This window comes from Lysinibacillus sp. TE18511, assembly GCF_054062295.1.
Genome location: NZ_JBSSFD010000006.1, coordinates 62,735 through 84,562 on the forward strand (window position 1 = coordinate 62,735; position 21,828 = coordinate 84,562).

23 protein-coding genes and 1 riboswitch are annotated in these 21,828 nt (G+C 38.1%); of the genes, 16 read left to right on the forward strand and 7 right to left on the reverse strand.

Going from position 1 to position 21,828, the window contains the following annotated elements; genetic code table 11:
- Positions 1 to 72 precede the first annotated feature (72 nt).
- From ACVWXS_RS06520 to ACVWXS_RS06540, 5 genes are all read left to right on the forward strand, one after another.
- Complete coding sequence (locus tag ACVWXS_RS06520; RefSeq protein ID WP_456957054.1) at positions 73 to 228, forward strand: hypothetical protein; 156 nt, start codon at positions 73 to 75, stop codon at positions 226 to 228.
- Positions 229 to 256: 28 nt separating this feature from the next.
- Positions 257 to 472: a hypothetical protein gene (locus tag ACVWXS_RS06525; RefSeq protein ID WP_456957056.1), complete on the forward strand. Its 216-nt coding sequence runs from the start codon at positions 257 to 259 to the stop codon at positions 470 to 472.
- 177 nt (positions 473 to 649) lie between these two features.
- The gene (locus ACVWXS_RS06530) at positions 650 to 1,807 is read left to right on the forward strand and encodes a cysteine desulfurase family protein (protein WP_456957058.1); all 1,158 of its coding nucleotides are present in this window, start codon (positions 650 to 652) and stop codon (positions 1,805 to 1,807) included.
- Positions 1,807 to 3,015 carry a tRNA uracil 4-sulfurtransferase ThiI gene (thiI, locus tag ACVWXS_RS06535; protein WP_456957060.1) on the forward strand — a complete coding sequence of 403 codons (1,209 nt, stop codon included), beginning with the start codon at positions 1,807 to 1,809 and terminating at the stop codon, positions 3,013 to 3,015. The genes ACVWXS_RS06530 and thiI overlap by 1 nt, the downstream gene beginning before the upstream one ends.
- A 141-nt stretch (positions 3,016 to 3,156) precedes the next feature.
- Positions 3,157 to 3,375: an alpha/beta-type small acid-soluble spore protein gene (locus ACVWXS_RS06540; protein WP_068983992.1), complete on the forward strand. Its 219-nt coding sequence runs from the start codon at positions 3,157 to 3,159 to the stop codon at positions 3,373 to 3,375.
- 64 nt (positions 3,376 to 3,439) lie between these two features.
- Here the strand turns inward: ACVWXS_RS06540 and thiE are convergent, their stop codons facing one another.
- The 3 genes from thiE to thiM are packed head-to-tail and all read right to left on the reverse strand — an operon-like array spanning position 3,440 to position 5,662.
- The gene (thiE, locus tag ACVWXS_RS06545; protein WP_368635611.1) at positions 3,440 to 4,093 is read right to left on the reverse strand and encodes a thiamine phosphate synthase; all 654 of its coding nucleotides are present in this window, start codon (positions 4,091 to 4,093) and stop codon (positions 3,440 to 3,442) included.
- Positions 4,083 to 4,907: a bifunctional hydroxymethylpyrimidine kinase/phosphomethylpyrimidine kinase gene (thiD, locus tag ACVWXS_RS06550; RefSeq protein ID WP_456957063.1), complete on the reverse strand. Its 825-nt coding sequence runs from the start codon at positions 4,905 to 4,907 to the stop codon at positions 4,083 to 4,085. Before thiD ends, thiE begins: the two co-directional genes overlap by 11 nt.
- Positions 4,907 to 5,662 carry a hydroxyethylthiazole kinase gene (gene thiM / locus ACVWXS_RS06555; protein ID WP_456957065.1) on the reverse strand — a complete coding sequence of 252 codons (756 nt, stop codon included), beginning with the start codon at positions 5,660 to 5,662 and terminating at the stop codon, positions 4,907 to 4,909. The genes thiD and thiM overlap by 1 nt, the downstream gene beginning before the upstream one ends.
- An 88-nt stretch (positions 5,663 to 5,750) precedes the next feature.
- Positions 5,751 to 5,849: riboswitch (TPP riboswitch) on the reverse strand.
- A 187-nt stretch (positions 5,850 to 6,036) separates the two neighbouring features.
- Between thiM and mbcS the strand changes: the two genes are divergently transcribed.
- From mbcS to ACVWXS_RS06580, 5 genes are all read left to right on the forward strand, one after another.
- On the forward strand, positions 6,037 to 7,611 hold the full coding sequence (mbcS, locus tag ACVWXS_RS06560; protein WP_456957067.1) for an acyl-CoA synthetase MbcS: 1,575 nt from the start codon (positions 6,037 to 6,039) through the stop codon (positions 7,609 to 7,611).
- 196 nt (positions 7,612 to 7,807) lie between these two features.
- Positions 7,808 to 8,821: a S49 family peptidase gene (sppA, locus tag ACVWXS_RS06565; RefSeq protein WP_456957069.1), complete on the forward strand. Its 1,014-nt coding sequence runs from the start codon at positions 7,808 to 7,810 to the stop codon at positions 8,819 to 8,821.
- Between the two features lie 12 nt (positions 8,822 to 8,833).
- Entirely contained in the window at positions 8,834 to 9,451 is a 618-nt protein-coding gene (locus tag ACVWXS_RS06570) for an RDD family protein (protein WP_456957071.1), read from the forward strand.
- A 236-nt stretch (positions 9,452 to 9,687) separates the two neighbouring features.
- Complete coding sequence (gene tpx / locus ACVWXS_RS06575) at positions 9,688 to 10,191, forward strand: thiol peroxidase (RefSeq protein ID WP_368635617.1); 504 nt, start codon at positions 9,688 to 9,690, stop codon at positions 10,189 to 10,191.
- Between the two features lie 89 nt (positions 10,192 to 10,280).
- Positions 10,281 to 11,210, forward strand: coding sequence for a class I SAM-dependent methyltransferase (locus tag ACVWXS_RS06580; RefSeq protein WP_402991952.1), 930 nt, complete (start codon positions 10,281 to 10,283; stop codon positions 11,208 to 11,210).
- Positions 11,211 to 11,255: 45 nt separating this feature from the next.
- On the opposite strand, the gene ACVWXS_RS06585 is transcribed toward ACVWXS_RS06580, so the two are convergent.
- Positions 11,256 to 11,705: a universal stress protein gene (locus tag ACVWXS_RS06585; RefSeq protein ID WP_068983983.1), complete on the reverse strand. Its 450-nt coding sequence runs from the start codon at positions 11,703 to 11,705 to the stop codon at positions 11,256 to 11,258.
- Positions 11,706 to 12,204: 499 nt separating this feature from the next.
- Here ACVWXS_RS06585 and ald point away from each other — a divergent pair, with 499 nt between their 5' ends.
- Positions 12,205 to 13,320 (forward strand): alanine dehydrogenase, encoded by a 1,116-nt coding sequence (ald, locus tag ACVWXS_RS06590; protein WP_456957074.1) that lies wholly within the window; start codon positions 12,205 to 12,207, stop codon positions 13,318 to 13,320.
- A 60-nt stretch (positions 13,321 to 13,380) separates the two neighbouring features.
- On the opposite strand, the gene ACVWXS_RS06595 is transcribed toward ald, so the two are convergent.
- Positions 13,381 to 13,524 carry a hypothetical protein gene (locus ACVWXS_RS06595; protein ID WP_456957076.1) on the reverse strand — a complete coding sequence of 48 codons (144 nt, stop codon included), beginning with the start codon at positions 13,522 to 13,524 and terminating at the stop codon, positions 13,381 to 13,383.
- Positions 13,525 to 13,622: 98 nt separating this feature from the next.
- Positions 13,623 to 14,711, reverse strand: a complete 1,089-nt coding sequence (locus ACVWXS_RS06600) for a M24 family metallopeptidase (RefSeq protein WP_402984193.1) — start codon at positions 14,709 to 14,711, stop codon at positions 13,623 to 13,625.
- 120 nt (positions 14,712 to 14,831) lie between these two features.
- Between ACVWXS_RS06600 and ACVWXS_RS06605 the strand changes: the two genes are divergently transcribed.
- The 3 genes from ACVWXS_RS06605 to ACVWXS_RS06615 all read left to right on the forward strand — a co-directional run bounded on the left by ACVWXS_RS06605 (position 14,832) and on the right by ACVWXS_RS06615 (position 17,119).
- Positions 14,832 to 14,987, forward strand: a complete 156-nt coding sequence (locus ACVWXS_RS06605; RefSeq protein WP_456957079.1) for a hypothetical protein — start codon at positions 14,832 to 14,834, stop codon at positions 14,985 to 14,987.
- Positions 14,977 to 15,660 (forward strand): metal-dependent hydrolase, encoded by a 684-nt coding sequence (locus ACVWXS_RS06610; RefSeq protein ID WP_368635621.1) that lies wholly within the window; start codon positions 14,977 to 14,979, stop codon positions 15,658 to 15,660. Before ACVWXS_RS06605 ends, ACVWXS_RS06610 begins: the two co-directional genes overlap by 11 nt.
- 151 nt (positions 15,661 to 15,811) lie before the next feature.
- Positions 15,812 to 17,119 (forward strand): DRTGG domain-containing protein, encoded by a 1,308-nt coding sequence (locus ACVWXS_RS06615; RefSeq protein ID WP_068983979.1) that lies wholly within the window; start codon positions 15,812 to 15,814, stop codon positions 17,117 to 17,119.
- A gap of 100 nt (positions 17,120 to 17,219) precedes the next feature.
- On the opposite strand, the gene ACVWXS_RS06620 is transcribed toward ACVWXS_RS06615, so the two are convergent.
- The gene (locus ACVWXS_RS06620) at positions 17,220 to 17,525 is read right to left on the reverse strand and encodes a YtpI family protein (RefSeq protein WP_068983978.1); all 306 of its coding nucleotides are present in this window, start codon (positions 17,523 to 17,525) and stop codon (positions 17,220 to 17,222) included.
- Positions 17,526 to 17,615: 90 nt separating this feature from the next.
- Here ACVWXS_RS06620 and ACVWXS_RS06625 point away from each other — a divergent pair, with 90 nt between their 5' ends.
- A complete protein-coding gene (locus tag ACVWXS_RS06625; protein ID WP_402984202.1) occupies positions 17,616 to 18,560 on the forward strand; it encodes a DHH family phosphoesterase in 945 nt (314 codons plus the stop codon).
- A gap of 55 nt (positions 18,561 to 18,615) precedes the next feature.
- The gene (gene dnaE, locus ACVWXS_RS06630; RefSeq protein ID WP_456957082.1) at positions 18,616 to 21,705 is read left to right on the forward strand and encodes a DNA polymerase III subunit alpha; all 3,090 of its coding nucleotides are present in this window, start codon (positions 18,616 to 18,618) and stop codon (positions 21,703 to 21,705) included.
- Positions 21,706 to 21,828: the final 123 nt, after the last annotated feature.

Below are 21,828 nucleotides of genomic sequence, written 5' to 3' on the forward strand. Positions count from 1 at the left end.
TATAGCAGCGTTGGCTTTTACTAAAAGCGGAGGATGACATTTAAAAATACGTATGCTATGTGTATAAGTTGATTGGAGTGGAGACTGGGCGACTCCTCGGGGATTAGCGATAGAGGAACGAAGACTAAGAGCATCACATCCTGTGATAACGCCTTCGTGACCAACATCGGTGCTGTTGCTGTCGCTGCGCTTTCGCACAAACAAAACCCTCTGCTGCCGCTACGTTAGCACTACGCTTTCGCGCAAAAAACATCTGTTGGCCCGAGACCCTGCAGCGAAGCGAAGCGGCTCATCGAACGCCCCCAGGAAGCTTTGCTCTGTGCGAAAGCGAAGCGGCAGCAACAAATGTTTTATCTGCGCGAAAGCGAAGCGTCAGCGGCAAAGCGCCCAGTCGGAACGGAAATCAACTACACGTTATGATGATGAGCCTAACAATGCAAAAATCAAATTTTTTTTGCTGCTTAATTTTTAGCTAGAAACGTTCATAGCAAGTCTTTAGATCCCACTCTATAAAGGGTGTTTTTTTGCAATAAAAAGCGCACAAATGAGTGACTAAATTAGAATAATGGTTAAAGTTAGTGGTCAATCGGTCAAGTTTGCGTTATGATAAATACCGTTAAATCAACGTTTTGAAAGTGTGTGAATATTAATGGAAGTTAATACAATCTATTTAGACAATAGTGCAACAACAAAACCTTTAAAAGAGGTTATGCAAGCATTTATGGTAGTGAATGAGCAGTATTATGCCAATCCTGCTTCCATTCATGCAATGGGTGTTGAATCCAACGAATTATTAATGCGTGCACGTGAGCAAGTAGCAGATATTTTGCATACAGAAGCAAAAAATGTGCTATTTACATCAGGTGGAACTGAATCCAATAACGCAGCTATATTAGGTTTAGCACGTAGCAATACACATAAAGGACATCATATTTTAACAACTGAAATTGAACATCCATCTGTGCTAGAATCTGTTAAGCAGCTTGAACAAGAGGGCTTTGACGTAGACTATTTGCAAGTAGATGAAAATGGCGTTATTTCTTTAGAGGAGCTTCGCGCAAAAGTGCGTAAGGATACCGTTTTAGTAAGTATGATGCATGTAAATAATGAAATGGGGGCTATTCAACCAATTGTTGAAGCTGCAAAAATTATCCATGAGTCGAGTCGAGCAGCTTTTCACGTTGATGCCGTACAAAGCTTTGGAAAATTACCGATATCATTTAACGATGACGAGGGACCAGACTGTATTTCAATTTCTGGCCACAAAATTCATGGCTTTAAAGGTTCAGGCGTATTAGCATTCCGCAAAAAAATGAAATGGCAACCTTATGCACTTGGCGGAGGGCAGGAGTTTGGTTTGCGTAGTGGAACTGTAGCTGTCCCGCAGGCTGTCGCACTATCTAAAGCGGCCCGAGTAGCAGTAGAGACGATGAATGACCGAGCGAAAAAATACCGTCAATGGTATGAAGAAATTTGCACGCAATTACATGGATATGAGGAAGCAGTGCATATTTTATCGACACCACAGGGAGCTCCACATATTTTATCTTTTAGTATTCGCGATTTAAAAGGTGAAGTCATCATTAATGCAATGCAAAAACGACATGTTATTGTATCGACATCCAGTGCTTGTTCATCAAAGCAAACAAAAACAAGTCATGTTGTTGAAGCGCTAAATCTTGATGAACATTTTAAAAAGGGTGTCATTCGTATAAGCTTTGGTGCATATGTAACAGATGAAGATATAGTGAAGTTTAAACAAATTTTAGAAGAAGTAATGAAGGAATTTAAAGGAGAACAAATATAATGATTTGGAAAGAAATTTTAATTCGATATGGCGAGCTTTCTACAAAAGGACGCAATAAAATGGACTTTATTCGCCGTTTACGTGAGAATATTCGTCATGCATTTGCAGATTTAGGACACTTACACATTCGTACAGAGCGTGATCGTATGTTTATTGCCATTCAAAATGAAGAACAAATGGACGTTCTAGTAAAAGGATTACCCAAAATTTTTGGCATTCAATCATTTAGTCCAGTTGCTGCATGTGAAAAAGATATTGAAGCAATGAAAAAGCTTGCGATAACAATTATGGATACATTTAAAAATGAACAACTTACTTTTAAAGTAGAAGTAAAGCGTACAGATAAAACATTTCCTTTAGAATCTCATGCCATTCAACGTGAAATTGGTGGTTATGTTTTACCGCAGTTTAAAAATTTATCAGTAAAAGTGAAGCAACCCGATATCGAGCTTCGAGTAGAAGTTCGCCATGATGCAACATATATGATGGCACAAGTTATTCCGGGTGCAGGTGGAATGCCAGTAGGTTCAAACGGAAAATCTCTATTAATGCTTTCTGGTGGTATAGATAGTCCTGTCGCTGGTTATTTAATGATGAAACGAGGAGTGCGCTTAGAGGCGATTCACTTCTTTAGCCCACCGTATACAAGCCAAAATTCATTGGAAAAAGTAAAGGTGCTTGCTAATGAATTAACGAAATTTGGAGCTAGTATACGTTTACATGTCATTCCTTTCACTGAAATTCAAGTTCTTATTAAAGAAAAAGTACCTTCTAATGTATCGATGACAACAACTCGCCGTATGATGTTAAAAGTTGCAGACAAAGTACGTGAAGAAATTGGTGCACTAGCAATTGTTACAGGTGAAAGTCTTGGTCAAGTAGCAAGTCAAACTCTTGAAAGCCTAACAGCTATTAATGCCGTAACCAACACACCAATTTTACGCCCTTTAATCTCATCTGATAAATTAGAAATTATCGATATTGCAGAGAAAATTGGCACATACGAAACGTCTATCCAGCCATTTGAAGATTGCTGTACAATTTTTACTCCTGCAAGTCCAAAAACAAAACCAAAGCTTGAAAAGGTTGAGCATTATGAAAGCTTCTCGGATTTTGATGAACTAATTGAACGAGCAGTGAAAAATCGTGAGGTCTATATTTTCCCGAAAAAAGAGCAAGAAGCAGATAAATTTGCAGATCTTCTATAGAAGAAATTTGCGAGCCGACTCAAAAGTGCATTTTGAGTCGGCTTTTTTAGTTGGTTTCCTTCTGAGGTACAATTTACCTATAAAATTTTCGTATTAAAAATCTAATATCGCACATTCTATATTCACAAGGAGGTGAGAGACATGACTTCAAACAACAACCGCAGTTCAAACAAGCTTGCAGTACCTGGTGTACAACAAGCACTAGATCAAATGAAATACGAAATTGCACAAGAATTTGGTGTTCAATTAGGGGCTGACGCTTCAGCTCGTGCTAACGGTTCCGTTGGCGGTGAAATCACTAAACGTCTTGTACAAATGGCAGAATCTCAATTAAAAGGTATGCCAAACAACAACCAATAATTGCTTAAACAGCATTTATTAAACTTAAAACCAGTGACCGTAAAAGGCACTGGTTTTAGTTTGTTTAGATTTTGATTTTTTTATCCAATATAGAAAATGATTTAAGTGTAGAGATTGTATTTGAAATATCTTCACTTTCACAAATTGCAGAAATAACAGCAATTCCATCTGCACCAGCTTTAAATACTGTATGGGCGTTCGAGCAATTTAGTCCTCCTATTGCAACAATGGGGAGTTCGGGGTATTGTATGCGAACTTGCTGTAAAAATTTAGTCCCACTAGGTGGCTTGGCGTCCTTTTTAGAAGAGGTTGCAAAAATAGGACCAATTCCTACATAATCCGCACCGTATTGTAGAGCAGTTTGTAATTCAGCTTGTGAATGAACAGAAACGCCTAAAATCATGCTGCCAATTTTTTCGCGTACCATCGACACAGGCAAATCTTCTTGTCCAATATGAACACCATCTGCACCAAGTTTCACAGCAAGCTCTACATCATCATTAACAATAAACGGAACATTATACTGTTGACAGAGCTTTTGACATTCTTGCGCAAAATTTTCATAGGCTTGCCCAGTGAGTGTATTTGGTCCTTTTTCACGAAATTGAAACATGGTAATTCCCGATTGTAAAGCCTTCTCTAGAACGTTTAATGGCTTTTGAATTAAAACATTACTTGTCCCCATAATAAAATATAGCTGTAAATTATCACGTTTCATGAATGATCACCTCACACGACTCCTTATATTTTTGATAAGCAAAATGATTTGTTGGACCATGACCATTGCCAATCGATAAATCATAAGTTATGGCTAATTGAATATATTTTTTGGCTTCCACAATCGCTTCTTTTATAGAAAATCCTCGTCCAATAAAAGCAGTGAGTGCGGCAGAGAACGTACAGCCTGTTCCATGTGTGTTTTTTGTTGCAATACGCGAGGACTGCATGGAAAATGATTGTCCATCTTCAAAAAATACATAATCAATTGCATAATCATTATCTGTTAAATGACCACCTTTAATGATGACACATTGTACACCCATTTGTAATAGGGTGTGTGCCACGTCTTGAATATCTGCAAACGTTTTGATTTTTCTCCCAGTAAGTGTTTCAGCTTCAGGTATGTTTGGTGTAACGATTGTTGCTAAAGGAAGTAAATACCTACATAATGCAACAATTGCTTCTTGCTGTAATAAGCTTTCGCCACCTTTTGCAATCATAACAGGATCAACAATTAGTGGAATATTTACTTCGGCTAGAATACGTGCGATTGATTGAATGATTTCTGAGGAAAATAGCATTCCTGTTTTAACAGCACTAATTGAAAAATCCTCGATTAGTGCTTTAAGTTGTTTTTCAACAAAGCTAACTTCAATTGGTAAGACATCGGATACACCAAGTGTGTTCTGGGCAGTCAAAGCTGTAATAACAGATGTCCCAAAGATCTTTAATTCCTGAAATGTTTTTAAATCAGCCTGTATGCCTGCGCCGCCACCACTATCTGAACCAGCAATTGTCGTTACAATATGCATTATTTTTCACCATCCTTGGAAAGGCGATGTAGTTCATTCAATACTGTAATTTGAAAATCGCCAATGTAATCTGTGGAAGAAGAAGCTTGTTCTGCCACTTTTTTATAAAGCGCTAATGCATCGACTAATTGGTTATATGGTTCATTCCCTGCGGAGTAGGCAGCGCAACAAATTGCACTTAATAAGCAACCTGTTCCAGTGACTTCTGTCATATGAGAATTTCCACCTGTAATCCATTGCTGATGTTCGCCATCAGTTATAAAATCCTTTTCACCGGTCACAATAACAATACAATTGTAGAGTTGAGCTATTTGCTTTGCCTCAACTTCTAAAGAAATTGAACCAGTACCACTATCTACGCCTTTTTGTTGCCAGTCTACATTGGCAATCGCCGCGAGCTCTCCAATATTACAACGAATCGCTGCAAATTTTATTTCCTTCAATAATTGTTGTACGGTCTGTTTACGGTAAGTTGTTGCACCTGCAGCAACAGGATCTAAAACAACGGGAATGCCCAGAGCATTAGCTTTTTTTCCTGCGAGTAGCATGGATTCTTTCATCTGATTATTTAGGGTACCGATATTTATCAATAAGCCTGAGGCAATAGCGACCATTTCTTCAACCTCATGACTGTTATCGGCCATTACTGGAGAAGCACCTATTGCTAATAAGCCATTTGCTTGGAAATTAGCTACAACATAATTAGTAATGCAATGAATAAGTGGATTTCGTTTACGGATCGTATGAAATATCAATTTATGTCCTCCTTATTGGATGGACGTAAGCGTGCAAAAAAGGCTCTTTTTCGTGCAGAAAAAACACGCAAAAGAGCCTTTCATCAGTAATTAGATGTGAATTGCTCCCTACGTCAGTATTAACTAACAGGTTCAAAGGGTCAGGTTTTACCTTCTCAACTCTAAATGAGTCCCCCCGCAATTATGCTTTTAGTTGACCAAAATGTACCATATTTATCTTTAGTATTCAATAGAGAGTTTTTTGAACGAAGACGTGACTGATGCCATATAGCAGAGCATGATAGTTGTCATGACTTTAACAAATTAGAGTGCCTTTCATTGAAAATGATGAAATTTGAGCTTTATAATGAGCATAGCAAAAGGGGGCATTTGCCATGAAACGACAAGATTTAATCGCACCAGAGTGGTATAACATTTCAGAGGAAATCGAAAAATATGCACAGGATTCTACAAAATGCGCATTAATAGTTTATAACGAAAACGAAGAAATTCAGTACATTACATATGCTAGTTTACTTGAAAAGGCTAATCAGGCAGCTCATGTATTTACATCACATGGTCTAACAAAAGGTGATGTTATTTTAGTCATGGTGCCAAGATCAGTTGAAGCGTATATCGTTTATCTTGGAGCCTTGAAGGCTGGGTTAACGATTATACCAAGTTCAGAAATGTTGAGAACTAAGGATATTGAATATCGCATCAATCACGCAAATGCAAAAGGCGTTGTTGTATTTGAACCTTATATTGAGCAATTTGATGCTGTTAAAAATTCGCAAGGCATACAGCAATTTGTCATTGGTCATGCACATGAATCTTGGCAGCCATTGTTTGAAAAAATGCAAAGCCAACCAACAACCTACATAAGCTCCACACCTACTAAAAGTACTGACATTGCATTTTTAGCTTATACGAGTGGTACAACAGGAAATCCAAAGGCAGCGGTACATACACATAGCTGGGGTTATGCGCACTTACGAACAACTGCACCGAATTGGTTAGGTGTTCAAGAAGGTGACATTGTTTGGGCTACAGCAGCTCCAGGCTGGCAAAAATGGATTTGGAGTCCGTTTCTCGCTACATTAGGAAGTGGTGCAACAGCATTTGTCTACAAAGGTCACTTTGATGCGACAACATACCTTACACTCCTTGAAAAATTCAAGATTAATATTCTGTGCTGTACACCAACCGAATATCGATTTATGGCAGCACTTGAAAGTTTACAAGATTTCAATTTAAGTACAGTCCGTCAGGCTGTGTCAGCGGGTGAACCATTAAATAGCGAAGTGATAAAAGTATTTTCGGAGGTTTTGAATTTACAAGTACGAGATGGCTATGGACAAACAGAAAATACATTACTTGTTGGTACAATGGTAGGGACGAAAGCTAAAATTGGCTCGATGGGTAAACCTACTCCGGGGAATACTGTTGAAATTATCGATGATTTCGGAAAGGCAGTTGCAATTGGAGAAGTTGGAGACATTGCTGTACATCGTGAAACACCTGCGTTATTTAAAAAATATTTACATGATCCAGAACGTACAAATCTACAATTTAGAGGCGATTGGTATATTACCGGAGATCGTGCATATAAAGATGAAGATGGTTATTTTTGGTTTGAAGGACGTGGAGATGATGTCATAATATCTTCTGGCTATACGATAGGCCCATTTGAAGTAGAAGATGCATTATTGAAGCATCCAGCAGTTAAAGAAACTGCTGTTGTTGCGAGTCCAGATGAAGTTCGTGGAAATATTGTAAAAGCATTTGTAGTGCTCCGTGATGGAGAAATTGGTAATGCAGCACTGATTAAAAAACTACAAAATCATGTAAAGACTTTAACAGCACCTTATAAATATCCTCGTGCGATAGAATTTGTAACTGAGCTACCAAAGACTTCATCAGGCAAAATTCGTCGTGTCGAATTGCGTGAACAAGAAAAAAATCAATAAATTAGTCAGTAATAATTTCCTGGGGAATTATGTTGAAGAAAATCAAAGTTCGTACTTTTTTTATGAACTTTGATTTTTTTCATGATTTTAGGTAATGTAATATAGGTTGAATAGGTTAAAACATTCGCCTATTGTTGCAGAAAAATGAAACAAATTAGAATGTCAATCGTATAACGTGATGAGGAGGCGGAAATTTATGAATGTTAAAAGGTGGGCTGCTTTAATAATTGCAGGTGTCTTATTAGTATTTTCATTGGGGATTAACACCGTATTTGCAATTTTTAAATCGGATTTCTTTGGTAATTTTGATAGCATGGTAGCTGGGGATAATTTAGCGGTAATGGAAGAGATTAAAGAAGACGGCAATATGGATAAACGTATTGCATACTTAAAGGTTGATGGTACGATTCAAGATGTTGGCTCAAGTACATTATGGCAACCAGTTGCGTATGATCATCAATTTTTCTTAGACCAATTAGATAATATTTTATATGATGATACTGTTCAAGGCATAGTCTTAAGTGTTAATACACCAGGTGGCGGTGTAAAGGAATCAGCAGAAATTTATAAAAAGCTCTTAAAAATTAAAGAGGAGCGACAAATTCCAATATATGTTTCTATGGATTCGATGGCAGCATCAGGTGGTTATTACATTTCAGCACCTGCAGATAAAATATTTGCACAACGTGATACAATTACAGGTTCGATTGGTGTCATTATGCAATCCATTAATTATCAAAAACTAGCTGAAAAAGTTGGTTTTAAATATGAAACATTTAAATCTGGTGCACATAAGGATATGCTTAGTCCAATGCGTGAAGTGACACCGGAAGAACGTGCTATGATGCAAGATATGATTAATGAATCATATGAGGAATTTGTTGATATTGTTGAAGAAGGGCGTAATATGTCTGAAGCCGATGTGAAAAAAGTTGCCGATGGTCGAATTCTTAGCGGTACGAAGGCTCTTGAAGCAGGCTTAATTGATGACATTGGTGATGAGGAAGCAACGGTTGCGGCATTACGTGAAGACTTTGGTTTAGAGGATGCACAATTATTTGAGTATTCATATGATGTGGGTGGTTTACAATCGTATGTCGGTATGAAGATTGGATCAATGTTTGGTCCATCAGCAGAAGAAAAAATGTTGATGAAAATTATGACGGAATATAAAGCACCAAAAATGATGTACTTATATGGCGAATACTAAGGAGGGAGTACAATGACAAACCATGAAATTGTTATGCAAGGTTCACCCTCTATGGAGAATGCCCTCCTAATTGATAAGCCAATTACGAATGAAAATTATGCATTAAAAACGGCAGGCTTTTGGATACGTTTTTGGGCATTTTTATTGGATGGATTCATTATTACAGCGGTAATCGGAATTCTTGTTAACCCGATTTTTTATATAATGGATTGGTCATTATCCGAAACAATGTGGTATGCACCAATTTCGATTATATCCGCTATTTTTTATTACAGCTATTTCGTATTAATGACGAAATTTTTTGGGCAAACCTTAGGGAAAATGATATTTGGATTACGTGTTATTTCGTTAAAACATGAGAAGCTGACTTGGTCAGATGTGTTATTCCGTGATTGGATAGGGCGCATCATCAACAACATTTTTATGCCCCTATATATTCTTATAGTCATTTTACCGAACAATCAAGGTCTACATGATTATTTTGCAGACACAACAGTTGTTCATGAAAAAGTCTATATTGAAAAAAGTGTTGTGCAACCATCTTTGCCAATCAAAGAGGAAAAGACTGAATCCGTACCTCTAGAGGAAAAACCAGAACCTGAAAAGCTAGAGGAAAAAAACGAAGAATAGTGGCTAGAGCTGTCTTATTACTTGAGACAGCTCTTTGTTTTTGGCTCATCACTAAAAGTAGCGGAGTGACATTTTTTAAAATATAAGACCTGTATATTAGTTGATCTTCGTTCCGACTGGGCGACTCCTTGGAGGTCTAATTGATAACCATTAATTTTTTGATAAGCTGTCTCAGTTGCATTTAATTCCCTTCATTTAGTAATATTATGTACATATGAAGATTAGGAGGCGTTTATATGGCACAAGTAACATTTAAAAATGGTCCAGTAACACTTGTAGGTAATGAAGTAAAGGTTGGAGACCAAGCACCAAATTTCACTGTATTAGCGAATGATCTATCACCTGTCACTTTAAAAGATTCAGAGGGGAAAATTCGTTTAATTAGTGTAGTACCATCATTAGATACTGGTGTATGTGATGCGCAAACACGTCGTTTTAATGAAGAAGCAGCAAGCTTAGGTGATAATGTAGCGATCTATACAGTATCTGTTGACCTTCCGTTTGCTCAAAAACGTTGGTGTGGTGCAGCTGGCATTGACGCTGTTCAAACAGTTTCAGATCACCGCGATCTGTCATTTGGTGAAGCATACGGTGTCTACATCCAAGAGTTACGTCTTCTAACACGTGCAGTATTTGTTGTGGATGCAAATGACAAAGTGGCATATGTGGAATATGTTTCTGAGGCAACAAACCATCCAAACTATGAAGCGGCAATTGCAGCTGTAAAAGCACTAGCATAATTTATTGATTTTAGGCTAAGATATTACTAGACAAAGGGGCTGTGACAAGTTTTTGTCACGGCTCTTTTCTGCTTGAAAGGAAGTTATGTATGGAAAATATCGAAAAATTATTTGGTATGCTAAATGAACATGCTGAAAAGTTAGAAAAAGAACATAATACTACATTACTTGAGGGTATTTTAGATGGCTTAGAGGCATGGCTAGATGGGGAAGTTGATTTTTCACAAGATGGTGCAACAAAGGAAGATGTGCGTAAAGCGATTCAAATTGCTGTTTTAAAAGGGATGCGAAAAGGCTCTCAACCGAATCACCAAATGACACCGGATACTCTTGGGTTATTAGTTGGTTATTTTGTTGAGCAAATATTTGCGAATCGTCTAGAAACAGAAAAAATTTCTATTTTAGATCCAGCAGTAGGTACAGGAAATTTACTACTAACAGTTATGAATTTATTAGATGAAAAAATAGAAGCAACGGGTGTAGAGGTTGATGAGCTACTTATTCGTTTAGCTGCTGCTACCGCTGATTTAACAGAGCAACCAGTTTCATTATATCGCCAAGATGCTTTACAAGATCTATTAGTAAATCCTGTCGATGCAATTGTTTGTGATTTACCAGTTGGCTATTATCCGAATGAAGATGTCGCAATAGATTATGAATTATGCCCTTCAGAAGGAATGAGTTATGCACATCACTTATTTATTGAGCAGTCCATTAACTATACAAAGGATGGAGGCTACTTATTTTTCCTTGCACCAACCCATCTCTTTGAGTCTGAGCAGTCGAAACAACTGCATAAATACATTCAAAAGCATGCTTGGATTCAGGCAATTATTCAATTACCAGATACAATGTTCGCCAATAAAGCACTTGAAAAAAGTATTGTGATTTTGCAAAAACAAGGTGCGGATTTCAAAGCGCCTAAAGAGGTATTGTTAGCAAAAGTACCAAATATGCAAAATAAACAAGCTCTTGCTATGTTCTTTGAAAAAGTGAAAATGTGGCAAGAAGGTAAATAAGTAAAAAAGGTATCCAAAATAGGATACCTTTTTATGTACTGCATATTAATTTTCAGGTGTACGGATAACAAGTACATCACATTTAGCTGAGCGTACAATTGCTTCAGATACGGAACCGATTAGGAAGCGTTCTACTGCATTTAGACCAGTTGCACCACAAATGATTAAGTCTGCGTCTACAATTTTAGAAAGCTCTTTTGTAATAATATTTTTTGGTGAGCCGTATTCAATTACAAGGTTAACGTTTGCAATGCCTTCATCCTCAGCTTGTTTTTTGTAACCATTTAATAATTCTTCAGAGAATGCTTGAGCACGTTCAGCAATTGAACGGTCATATGCTTCGATTGCAGCGAATGAACGTGTGTCAATAACATTCACTAGGTTTAAGACAGCACCTTCGTTACGTTTTGCAACGTCGATTGATTTACGGAATGCGTATTCAGCTTCCTTAGAACCGTCTACTGCAACTACAATGCTTTTATAATGATTAGCCATTTGAATTACCTCCCTGATTTGTATATTTTGATTATACCAAATGATTTTCTAAAGGAAATACTTTCCGGAAGAAAAAATGTGAAAAAGTGAAGGCATTTACAGTGATTTCAATTTCCTTTGAACGATGCGCATTCATTAAAGATTCAAATTAAGTATTACTGGCAGAATAATATTTTGTTACAGGCGTATTAATTCGGATGGATAAAAATGGTTAATCAATACACTTGATTTCGTTATATATTTTCTAGGAGTGCCATCAAGTGAGAAGGGCAACTTAAGTGCTCCTGACGATTAACTTTCATCGCCGAGCAAAGATTGCCACCTGAATTTGAATATTTGGTATTGTAGGAATAATATAAATTTTTTCTATAATCACTTTAATTAAAGCATTTTTTATATTTGTTTGGTAATATGGAATTGCAAGGGGTGCATCAATCACATCGAAGTGTATGTAACAAACTGATGCTTATTTTTTAGGTAATGGAAGGGGATAGGAAATATGAAGATTGGTATTCCAAAAGAGATTAAAAACAATGAAAATCGTGTAGCTATGACACCAGCAGGAGTTGTAACATTAACACATGCAGGGCATGAAGTGTACATTGAAACTGGAGCAGGTTTGGGCTCAAGTTTTACAGATGCAGACTACCTGGCAGCAGGTGCTCATATCGTTGAGTCGGCAAAAGAAGCATGGGCTCAAGAAATGATCATGAAAGTAAAGGAACCTGTAGCATCAGAATACGATTATTTCTATGAAGGTCAAATCTTATTTACGTATTTACATTTAGCGCCAGAGCTTGAATTAACACAGGCACTTTTAAATAAAAAAGTTGTAGGTATTGCTTATGAAACTGTACAATTAGCAAATGGTTCTTTACCACTTTTAACACCAATGAGTGAGGTTGCAGGTAAAATGGCAACGCAGATTGGCGCACAATTTTTAGAGAAAAATCATGAAGGTAAAGGTATTTTACTGGGCGGCGTATCAGGTGTGCCACGCGGTAAAGTAACTGTTATTGGTGGCGGTATCGCTGGAACAAATGCAGCGAAAATAGCTGTCGGAATGGGTGCAGATGTAACGGTCATTGATTTAAGCCCAGAACGTTTACGTCAGTTAGAGGATTTGTTTGGTCGTGATGTTCAAACATTAATGTCCAATCCTTATAATATTGCAGAATCCGTGCAAAACTCAGATTTAGTAGTTGGAGCTGTTTTAATTCCTGGCGCCAAAGCACCAAAGCTTGTTTCTGAGGAAATGATTCAGTCAATGCAACCTGGCTCTGTAGTTGTTGATATTGCTATTGACCAAGGTGGTATTTTTGCGACATCTGATCGTGTGACGACACATGATGACCCAACCTATGTAAAACATGGCGTTGTGCATTATGCAGTTGCGAACATGCCTGGTGCTGTACCACGTACTTCGACAATCGCTTTAACAAACAATACCATTCCTTATGCGCTTCAAATTGCCAATAAGGGTTACAACCAAGCATGTCTTGACAATCCTGCATTGAAAAAAGGTGTTAATACTATAGATGGACATCTCGTTTACAAGGCAGTTGCAGATTCTCAAGGTCTGCCATATGTCAATGTTGATGAGTTAATTCAATAAGTAAAATAAGAAAAGGAAGCACCATATTTCATTATGGTTGCTTCCTTATTTAATGACTCATCACCATAACGTGTGGTTGATTTCCGTTCCGACTGGGCGCTTTGTAGCTGACGCTTTGCTTTCGCTACAGATAAAACATTGCCGCTGACGCTTCGCTTTCGCACAGAGCAAAGCTTCCTGGGGGCGTCCGATGAGCCGCTTCACTCGCGTTGCTCGCTCCAGGGTCTCGGGCCTACACGATGTAGGTCACGAAGGCGTTATCACAGGACGTGATGCTCTTAGCCTTCGTTCCTCATTTTGAATTATAGTACGATTAAATCTTTCGGGAATTTTGTTAGTACTTCTACTCCGTCTTTTGTTACTACAACATCATCTTCAATACGGACACCTGTCACATCAGATTTATAGATACCTGGCTCAATTGTGAAGACCATGCCTTCCTCCATAGCCATGTCGTTGGCGCCTGTTACAGATGGGAATTCATGCACAGAAATGCCGAGTCCATGACCAAGTCGATGTGTGAAATACTCACCATAGCCTGCTTCGGAAATAGTATCACGAGCAATTTTATCTAAATCCATTGCACGAACACCTGGTTTCACTGCTGCAATTGCATTTGTGTTAGCAGAAAGTACTGCGTTGTAGATTTCCTTTTGTCCTTCACTAGGTTCACCAAAGGCAACCGTACGCGTAATATCAGAACAATAACCGTCGTAAATTACGCCCAGGTCGAATAACACCATATCACCCTTTTCGATTTTGCGAGCACCTGGTGTACCGTGAGGAGAGGCTGTTTTAGGACCACTCAATACCATTGTCTCAAAGGACATCTTGCAGCCCTTATCTTGAATTGCATTTTCAATGGCTGTTAAGATTTCCATCTCCGTTTTGCCTTCAGCGATTTCCTTACAGCCGATTTCAATAGCGTAGTCAGCTAATTCAGCTGCCTTACGTAATTTTTCTAATTCATTCTCATCCTTAATCACTCGCATAGCATTGATTTTTTCGTCGAGGCGGACAAATTTTGCTTGTGGGAACGAGATTTGTAGGGCTTCAAAGCGTTCTACATTTAGTTGTGCTTTTTCAATGGCGAACGTTAATGGATTATCATGACGAGTTTTAATCGCTTGTGCAAGAACTTCCATTGAATTTTCAGTATCTTGGTGACCAATGACTTCATAGGACCAACCAGCAGCTTTTGCATCTGGGATCTCCATTTGTGGGCAAATTAAAAAAGGTTCTGCCTCTTTAAAAATCATTACGCCTAGTAATCTCTCATGTGGGTTACTTTTAAAGCCTGAAACGTAAAAAACGTTGTCTGGTGTTGTGATGAAAGCAGCATCAATTTGATTTTGTTGTAAATAATTTTGAATTTCTTCAACCTTTGACATAAACATTTCCTCCTCATGTTGTATTGAAACATTGTGCTCGGCTGAAATAATAGCCTACACGATGAGGCTTCGATCTTTCAGCAAACTATAAGTCGAATTCGAAGCTTCATTTTTGTATGAATGAATAATTGTCTCCTAACAGGGTCTGGCTTTGTTTGGAAAGATGCGATTATTCTCTGTACAGCATATCAAAAAAAGGGAAAAATCGCATGGATAGCGAATAAAAATGATGAAGCACATTATGTACTGCAAGGAGGAAACGTATATGGAAATTAGTTATCATGGACATTCTGTTGTCAAAATTCAATCAAAGGGGAAAACAATATTGATTGATCCATTTATTAATGGGAATGGGCAAACAGATTTAAAGGTTGCTGATGAAGCCCCAGATATTATTTTACTTACACATGGCCATAATGATCATGTAGGTGATACAGTCGAGCTTGCAAAGAAAAATGATGCACTCGTTATTGCACCGAATGAGCTAGCTAATTGGATTTCTTGGCAAGGAGTGAAGGTACATCCAATGCATATAGGTGGGGCCAAGGAATTTGATTTTGGTAAAGTGAAATTTACACAAGCATTCCACGGTTCGTCATATGTAACTGAAAATAATGAGATCATTTATATGGGAATGCCTGCTGGGATTTTAGTATTTATCGAAGGAATAACAATCTATCATGCAGGGGATACGGCGTTGTTTAGCGATATGAAATTAATAGGGGAACGCCACCCAATTGATATTGCATTTTTACCAATTGGAGACAATTTCACAATGGGTCCAGAAGATGCTGCTTGTGCAGTTGCATTTTTGAAGCCGAAAATTGTCGTACCAATCCATTATAATACATTCCCTCCAATCGAGCAGGATCCACAAGTTTTTGCAGATTTAGTGCAAAATTCAGAGGTTCAAATTTTGAAAGCCGGTGAAAAAGTAAACTGTTCCTAATCAATAACACAGCTGTACTATATGAACTGACACCACGTGCGTAGTTGAAACGATGGGGAAAGTAAAACAAATTCATCACTTTATATTAATCATTTTAATAAAAAATATGGTACACTAAGAGCAGAATTGAACTTGAGAAATAGGTGATATTTTGTCGACAAAACATGAGAAAATTTTACAATACATCGAATCACTACCCGTGGGCGATAAAATTTCAGTACGTCAAATTGCAAAGGAAATGCAGGTCAGTGAAGGAACGGCTTATCGTGCCATTAAGGAAGCGGAAAATCGTCGTTTAGTAAGCTCCATTGAACGTGTTGGAACGATTCGAATTGAGAAGAAAAAGAAAGAGAATATCGAGCGATTAACCTTTGCTGAAATTGTTAATATTGTAGACGGCCAAGTTTTAGGTGGAAAAACAGGTCTACATAAAACGTTAACGAAATTTGTTATTGGTGCAATGCAATTAGAAGATATGATGCGTTATACAGATGCAGGAAGCTTGCTCATCGTTGGGAATCGTATTAAAGCGCATGAAAATGCCTTACGAGCTGGTGCAGCTGTTTTAATTACAGGGGGCTTTGATACTACTGAGGAAAACAAGCTACTCGCAGATTCCTTAGACCTACCTATCATTTCAACTAGCTATGACACCTTTACAGTAGCAACAATGATTAATCGTGCAATTTATGACCAATTAATCAAAAAAGATATTTTATTTATTGAAGATATTTATGTACCGATGACTGATACGGCTGTTCTTCGAAATGATGAAACTATTCATCATTTCCAAAAGTTAAATGAACGAACGACTCATGGTGCATTTCCTGTTGTTACAGCAAGCAATAAGCTTGTTGGGATGATTACAGTAAAAGACGTTATTGGTCGAGAAGAAACTGAGCTTATTGAAAAGGTTATGACGAAAAATCCGATTGCCGGATCGATGAAAATGAGTGTTGCTTCTGCAGGACACCGTATGATTTGGGAAGGGATTGATCTACTCCCAATTGTCGATGATGACAATATTTTGCAAGGTGTCATTAGTCGTCAAGATGTACTAAAAGCGCTTCAGCTTGCACAAAGACAGCCACAGCATGGTGAAACAATTGATGATTTAGTGAAAAATGAGATGAAGGTGCTTGGCGATGAAGAATTAATCGTAGAGTTTAAAGTAACACCTCAAATGACAAACCAATATGGGGCAATTTCTTACGGGGCATTTACCACTTTGTTAGCAGAAGTTGGCTCATTTGCGTTAAAGCGTCGAAAACGTGGGGATGCAGTTGCTGAAAACATGACGATTTATTTCATCAAGCCTGTGCAAATGGAAAGTACTCTTACGGTAAGGCCTCGAATATTAGACATGAGTCGTAAGTTTGTGAAAATGGACTTCGAAGTGTTTAATCAACAAATGCTTGTTGGAAAGGCAATGATGATGTTCCAACTGCTGGAACGTTAAGAAGATGTAAAAAGGGATGGCCTAGACAAATGCTAGGTCATCCCTTTCGCTTTTTTCAGCGGGTATCCAGACGCAATTATGCCGAGGCATAATTGATTATTTATTGGTTAATACGGAATTCTTCTTCAACAAATTTGCCGTAGTGACGAGTCTTTTTAATATTTTCGGTAATAACAAGGATGCCTAAAACGACAAGAATTGCTACAATAATAAATGTATATATTCCAGGGAATAAATAGGCTTGATTTACACCAAATACAAGAATAAATACGCCGAAACTTACGTTTGCTTTACTTTTGTACCAATTTTTAGCGATGGGTAATGGAGAACGGAACTGTTTTGTTTTAAAATAAAAATAAATAGCAAATGATATGATAATTGCAAACACAAAAATTAAATTGAGCATAGTAAACCTCCTAGCATAACTAGACTATATTGTAACGATTATTGAAGAAAAATGCTAACGGTTATTACTATCATTTTGGAGGAAATTATTATGAAAAGACAAATCATCGACACAATTGCTTCATATGAGACAATCGTTATTCATCGCCATGTGCGTCCAGATCCTGACGCTTATGGATCTCAGCTAGGGTTAAAAGAGCTTATTTTAGCAAATTATCCTGAAAAGAAGGTTTTTGCAGCGGGTGAGCATGATGAATCTTTAACATTTTTAGCAAAGCCAGATTACATTACGGATGATGTGTACAACAATGCCTTAGTGATTGTGACAGATACTGCAAATACTGAACGTGTAGACGATCAACGCTATACAAAAGGGAAAATGGTTATTAAAATAGATCACCATCCAAATGATGATGCATATGGTGATTTACTATGGGTGGATACGACTGCAAGCTCTTGTAGTGAAATGATTTATGAGCTTTTTGAGGAAGGAAAAGAAGTAGCAAACTGGACTCTATCTGATGCAGCCGCTAGATTATTATTTGCTGGTATTGTAGGAGATACAGGACGCTTCCAATATCCTAGCACGACAGTAAAAACATTTAAGGTTGCTGGGGAACTTATTACTTATGATTTTGATCGAAATCAAATTTTCGATGGAATGTATGAAATGGATCGAAAGCTTTTAAATTTACAAGGCTATATTTATCAAAACTTCAAAATAGATGAGCATGGAGCGGCACATATTAAGCTGACAAAGGAATTGTTAGCTGAATACAATGCGGTACCGTCAGAAGCGTCACTGTTAGTCGGTTGTCTTGGAAGTGTGAAAGGTATTTGTGCATGGGTAATCCTCATTGAAGAGGCCGATCAGATTCGTGTACGTCTACGCTCAAAAGGCCCTGTTATTAACACTTTAGCGAAGGAATTTAATGGTGGGGGACACCCGCTTGCTTCTGGTGCAACAGCTTACTCATGGGAAGAAGCAGACCGTGTTATAACGAGATTACAGGAAATTTGTAAGGCTTATCAATAAAGAGACGATTCTTTTACTTAATAATTCTTTGAAACCTAGAAAGGAAGGGATTCATTTGACACATGTATACACAAAAATGCATACGAGCGCGGATTTATTGAAAAGCACGATTCGGCTTGAACAATTGATCCCTTTTTTACAAGAGCAAAATACGCAGGCCTGTGCAATCGTCAACTCAAAATTGTACGGGCTTTTGCCTTTTAGTAAAGCATTGAGACAAGCAAATATTCATGCGGTATTAGGGCTTTCGATAAATGTACAGTGGCACGAAAGAAAGGTTCCACTTGTGCTGTATGCTCAAACACAAGAAGGCTATCAACATCTTTTAAAGATTAGTAGTGCAGTGTCGATTCGGGAGGATGATGCACTTCCTTGGAAATGGCTGGAAGGGTATGCAGCAGGCTGTGTTGCACTACTTTCTTCGGATGATTTAGCGGAAGTTGAGGATTGGACTGAAGTAGTAAGTGCTTTAAACAGGGTATTCGGTAAGCATTTATTTATGGGGATAGCAAGGCCGGCAGGAGTGATAGCGGAAAAAGAAGAAACGTATGTAGCATTGTGTGAAACGATGAACATAGCGATAGTTGCCTCACAGAGCTGTTATTTTTTACGTCCAGAAGATCATTTTGCCTTCGAGGTTGCAAGAGCAATTGATACAGGTGAAAAGCTCACAGGTACAATGTTATCCGTCAATTTACAAAGTTATTTCGCTCCAACAGAGGAAGAATGGCGAAGTTGGTTTGCGGATCATCCAGAATGGCTTGAAGCTAGTGCAACGATGCTAGCTAGCTGTACTGCGGAAATCCCTGAAATGCACGTACAAATGCCTAATTTCCCTGTACCAACAGGTGAAACAGCCGAAAGTTTGCTTGCCAAAGAAGTATTTGCAGGATTAGCAGAGCGTTTCAAACAAACTGAAATCCCGCATGTTTATCGGGAGCGACTTCAATACGAGCTTGAAATTATTTGTTCAATGGGCTTTGCTGATTATTTTTTAATTGTTGCAGATTTTATGCATTTTGCTAAAGAAAACCGTATTTTAACTGGTCCAGGTCGTGGTTCATCAGCAAGTTCCCTTGTAGCATATAGTTTATCCATTACACAAGTAGATCCACTAGTTTACGGCTTATTATTTGAACGCTTTTTAAACCCTGAACGTGTCACGCTGCCAGATATAGATATTGACTTTGTCGACAGTAAAAGACAAAAAGTCATCCACTATGTTGCTCAAAAATATGGAAAGGCAAATGTGGCGCAAATTATTACGTTTGGCACTTTATCTGCGAAGGCTGTTGCTAGAGATGTTGCTCGTGTTTTTGGTTTTGACGCTGAAATATTGGAAAAAATATCAAAAATGATTCCGAATAAACCTGGGATAACATTGCAAAGAGCGGTGGACGAATCACAAAGCTTGCAGGGGTGGCTAGCAGAGGATGAGAAGCATCGTCGCTGGTTAGAGGTGGCGTTAAAATTAGAAGGATTGCCAAGGAATTCTTCTACCCATGCAGCTGGGATTGTGCTGGCATCATCACCACTAGTCAATACAATACCGATTGAAGAGGGACATGACGGAATATATTGTACGCAATGGCCGATGGGAGATGTGGAAGCTTGTGGCCTTGTTAAAATGGATTTTTTAGGTTTGCGCAATCTGACAATATTAGAGCAGGTACGTTGGTCAATTTATAAAGCAGGTGGCCCGTGGATAGAGTTTGAGCTTATTCCAATGCAAGATGAAAAGACATTTCAGCTTCTACAAAAGGGAGATACATTAGGTATTTTTCAATTAGAATCTGAAGGTATGAAGCAAGCTTTACGTGATATACATCCAACCCATTTTTTAGATATAGTGGCAGTCAATGCGTTATATCGCCCTGGCCCAATGGATTTTATTCCTATCTATGCAAGACGGAAAGCGGGTAAGGAGCCTACCAATATGCTACATCCAGCTTTAGAGCCTATTTTACGGGAGACATTTGGTGTCATAGTTTATCAAGAACAGATCATGCAAATTGCTTCGGTGATGGCGGGCTTTACGATGGGACAAGCGGATTTATTGCGTCGAGCGGTAAGTAAGAAAAATCGTCAAGTATTAGAAGAGCAACGTGCGGCATTTGTTAATGGAGCAATAAAGCAAGGCTTTGACATTCAAGTGGCTGAAGAAGTGTATGCACTAATTGTACGCTTTGCAGACTATGGTTTCCCTAAAAGTCATGCTGTCGCATATAGTGTTATTTCCTATCAAATGGCATATTTAAAGGCACACTTCCCACTAAGTTTCTATGCGGCACTACTATCAAATGCAACAGGAAATGTGGAAAAAATTCAGCAGCTTGTGAGTGAGGCAAAAGAGAAAGGGATTCCGTTTTACCCACCTTCGCTCAAACGGAGTACGAAATTTTTTACTGTAGAAAAGGATGGAGTTCGCTATAGCCTTTCCGGAGTAAAGGGTGTACCTTATACATTTATAGAGACAGTGAATGCATTACGTCAAACGAATGCAGAAGCATTTGATAATTTATTTGACTTGGCAGTTGCCTTAAGTGCACAGCATTTTAAACCAAAAATCATGGAGTCTTTAATTTTCGCTGGGGCTCTCGATTATTTAATGAAAGATCGTGCGGTATTGTTAGCAACAGTGGAGGCTGCCCAGAAGCAAGCTGAGTTGCTTAGACCAACTGAGGATATTGATATTGCATCGGCTACTGCCTTTAGCTTTGGTAAGCCAAAGTATATGGAAGCGGAAGCGATGCCCCAAAAGGAAAAATTACTGCATGAGAAGGAAAGTCTTGGCTTTTATATATCAGCACATCCAGTCACTGAGGAAAGAACTTTTTGGAATGAAGTAAATATGACGTGCCGAGAGATAAAGCGTGAACGAGAGGGAACGTATGTTAAAATGATTGGCATGATAGAAGAAGTGAAAAAAATTCGGACTAAAAAAGGTGAGCAAATGGCTTTTGTTCAGCTTCAAGATGAATTTGGAACGGTTTCTGTTACTTTATTCCCTCAAGTATTTCAGCTTGTTCAAGAGTTTTTGCTTGAGGATGAATTGATTTATCTGGAAGGAACGTTAGAAAGACGTTTTGGTAAGTCGCAGATTAAAGTAAAACATGCGCAAGCGACGAAAAAACTAGGGAATTAAAGAATATTTTAGAAGCTGCATAGATTTTTTTATGCAGTTTTTTCTTTACTTTTTAATAATTATTTTGTAAGCTAGAATCAACGTCAAAAAGTGGTCTGACCACTTTTTATAAGAGGAGTTGAT

Excerpts from the sequence above, each read along its gene's own strand:
- ACVWXS_RS06540 (WP_068983992.1), top strand. The coding sequence starts at position 3,157 with ATGACTTCAAACAACAACCGCAGTTCAAACAAGCTTGCAGTACCTGGT.
- ACVWXS_RS06580 (WP_402991952.1), top strand. The coding sequence starts at position 10,281 with ATGGAAAATATCGAAAAATTATTTGGTATGCTAAATGAACATGCTGAA.
- ACVWXS_RS06625 (WP_402984202.1), top strand. The coding sequence starts at position 17,616 with ATGAAAAGACAAATCATCGACACAATTGCTTCATATGAGACAATCGTT.
- thiI (WP_456957060.1), top strand. The coding sequence starts at position 1,807 with ATGATTTGGAAAGAAATTTTAATTCGATATGGCGAGCTTTCTACAAAA.
- ACVWXS_RS06570 (WP_456957071.1), top strand. The coding sequence starts at position 8,834 with ATGACAAACCATGAAATTGTTATGCAAGGTTCACCCTCTATGGAGAAT.
- thiD (WP_456957063.1), bottom strand. The coding sequence starts at position 4,907 with ATGCATATTGTAACGACAATTGCTGGTTCAGATAGTGGTGGCGGCGCA.
- ACVWXS_RS06605 (WP_456957079.1), top strand. The coding sequence starts at position 14,832 with ATGAATAATTGTCTCCTAACAGGGTCTGGCTTTGTTTGGAAAGATGCG.
- mbcS (WP_456957067.1), top strand. The coding sequence starts at position 6,037 with ATGAAACGACAAGATTTAATCGCACCAGAGTGGTATAACATTTCAGAG.
- sppA (WP_456957069.1), top strand. The coding sequence starts at position 7,808 with ATGAATGTTAAAAGGTGGGCTGCTTTAATAATTGCAGGTGTCTTATTA.
- thiE (WP_368635611.1), bottom strand. The coding sequence starts at position 4,093 with ATGAAACGTGATAATTTACAGCTATATTTTATTATGGGGACAAGTAAT.
- ACVWXS_RS06610 (WP_368635621.1), top strand. The coding sequence starts at position 14,977 with ATGGAAATTAGTTATCATGGACATTCTGTTGTCAAAATTCAATCAAAG.
- ald (WP_456957074.1), top strand. The coding sequence starts at position 12,205 with ATGAAGATTGGTATTCCAAAAGAGATTAAAAACAATGAAAATCGTGTA.
- ACVWXS_RS06600 (WP_402984193.1), bottom strand. The coding sequence starts at position 14,711 with ATGTCAAAGGTTGAAGAAATTCAAAATTATTTACAACAAAATCAAATT.
- ACVWXS_RS06530 (WP_456957058.1), top strand. The coding sequence starts at position 650 with ATGGAAGTTAATACAATCTATTTAGACAATAGTGCAACAACAAAACCT.
- tpx (WP_368635617.1), top strand. The coding sequence starts at position 9,688 with ATGGCACAAGTAACATTTAAAAATGGTCCAGTAACACTTGTAGGTAAT.
- ACVWXS_RS06620 (WP_068983978.1), bottom strand. The coding sequence starts at position 17,525 with ATGCTCAATTTAATTTTTGTGTTTGCAATTATCATATCATTTGCTATT.
- ACVWXS_RS06585 (WP_068983983.1), bottom strand. The coding sequence starts at position 11,705 with ATGGCTAATCATTATAAAAGCATTGTAGTTGCAGTAGACGGTTCTAAG.